Source organism: Streptomyces sp. NPDC007162 (assembly GCF_040634175.1).
GTDB lineage: Bacteria > Actinomycetota > Actinomycetes > Streptomycetales > Streptomycetaceae > Streptomyces.
This window is the reverse complement of record NZ_JBEYFC010000955.1, coordinates 1-1,669: the sequence shown is the minus strand read 5'-3', so window position 1 is coordinate 1,669 and position 1,669 is coordinate 1. Positions and strand designations below refer to the sequence as shown.

The window sequence follows — 1,669 nt, the reverse complement described above, 5'->3', positions numbered from 1 at the left end:
ATTGCTCGAAGCCGACCTTGAAGACGGCGACGCAGGTCTCCGCGGCCAGGGCCGCGGTCGGTTCCGGCACGCCTCGGCCCCGAAGGGCGTCGGCGAGAGCGGCCGCGAGCGAGGCGAGCTTGATCAGCTCGCGCTCCCGGAGTTCCGGGTGGGCGGCGACCACGGCCTGCCGGCGCAGCGCGTACTGATGGCGCCCCCTGAACATGTCCGAGGCCGCGTCGAGCCCGGCGCCGAGCACGTCGAGCAGCGACGCGGACGACGGGGCCTGCGCGACGGCGGCCACGAACAGTTCCTGGAGCGGGGAGCCGGCGAAGAGCACCTCGCGTTTGTCGGCGTAGTGCCGGAAGAAGGTGCGTTCGGTCAGACCCGCCTGCCGGGCGATCTGTGCCACGGTCGTCTGCTCGTAGCCCTGCTCGCTGTAGAGCTGCAACGCCGCTGCCGCCAGGCGCTCGCGCGCGTTCGGCTCCCATCTGCCCATGGCCGAATCCTACGCGATGACAGTGACTGACATCGAGTGCTATCGTCGATGTCAGTCACTGTCATCGATGGTCAGGGGTTCTCCCATGCGTGTTTTCGTGACCGGTGCGTCCGGCTGGCTCGGCTCGGCCGTCGTACCCGAACTTCTCGAGGCGGGCCACCAGGTGGTCGGACTGGCCCGCTCGGACGCCTCCGCCGCCGCGCTCACCACGGCGGGGGCGGACGTCGTGCGCGGCACCGTCGACGACCTGGACGTGCTGCGCGAGGCCGCCGCCGCGTCGGACGGCGTGATCCACCTCGCCTTCAAGCACGACATCGCTTTCAGCGGTGACTTCCGCGGAGCCGCCGAAGCGGACCGCCGTGCCGTGGACGCGTTCGGCGACGTGCTGGCCGGCTCCGACCGGCCCTTCGTGCTCGCCTCCGGCCTGCTCGGCATCGCTCCCGGCCGGACGGCCACCGAACAGGACATGCCCGCGGTCGACGACGCGGCGTTCTCGGTGCGGCACGCCACCGCCCTGGCGACACTGGCACTGGCCTCGCGCGGCGTGCGTTCCTCGGTGGTGCGGCTCGCCCCCACCTGCCACGGCGAGGGCGACCAGGGGTTCATGGCGGCGCTGATCGGCATCGCCCGGCAGCGTGGTGTGTCCGGATACGTCGGCGACGGCGCCAACCGGTGGCCCGCCGCGCACCGGCTCGACGTCGGACGGTTGTTCCGGCTGGCCGTGGAGAAGGCGCCCGCCGGCTCGGTGCTGCACGGAGCGGGCGAGGAAGGCGTCGCGATCCGTGACGTCGCCCAGGTGATCGGCCGCCATCTCGGTGTACCGGTCGCCTCCGTGGCGCCCGCGGACGCGGCCGAGCACTTCACCTGGCTCGGTGGCTTCATCGGTCTGGACAGCCCGGCCTCCAGCACGGCCACCCGTGAACTGCTGGACTGGCGTCCGTCGCACCCGGGGCTGCTGGAGGACCTGGACAAGGGCCACTACTTCGGCCCGGCCGCCTGACCGAGACGCGCGGGGCCGCCAGCCGACCGCACGGCGGCTGCCGCGCGCCTCGGGTCCGAACACCGCCCGCGCGCCTCGAGGCCAGCTCGGGGTGCCCCTGACCCCGGGCGGGCGGGCCGTCCCGCGACCGTAGGCGGCGGCGTAACGTCCCTTCTTGCGGCTTGAGCACTTTTAATCCGTACGGGTGAAAC

At 72.6% G+C, this 1,669-nt stretch carries 2 protein-coding genes; one reads left to right on the top strand and one right to left on the bottom strand.

The window, feature by feature from the left end; genetic code table 11:
- On the bottom strand, positions 1-478 hold a 478-nt coding region (locus tag ABZ646_RS46205), incomplete at its 3' end, for a helix-turn-helix domain-containing protein (protein ID WP_360533682.1).
- An 85-nt stretch (positions 479-563) separates the two neighbouring features.
- Here ABZ646_RS46205 and ABZ646_RS46200 point away from each other — a divergent pair.
- Positions 564-1,478: an SDR family oxidoreductase gene (locus ABZ646_RS46200; RefSeq protein WP_360533679.1), complete on the top strand. Its 915-nt coding sequence runs from the start codon at positions 564-566 to the stop codon at positions 1,476-1,478.
- Positions 1,479-1,669: the final 191 nt, after the last annotated feature.

Bases quoted from the DNA above. Each gene is read 5' to 3' on its own strand.
- ABZ646_RS46200 (WP_360533679.1), top strand. From the start codon at position 564: ATGCGTGTTTTCGTGACCGGTGCGTCCGGCTGGCTCGGCTCGGCCGTC.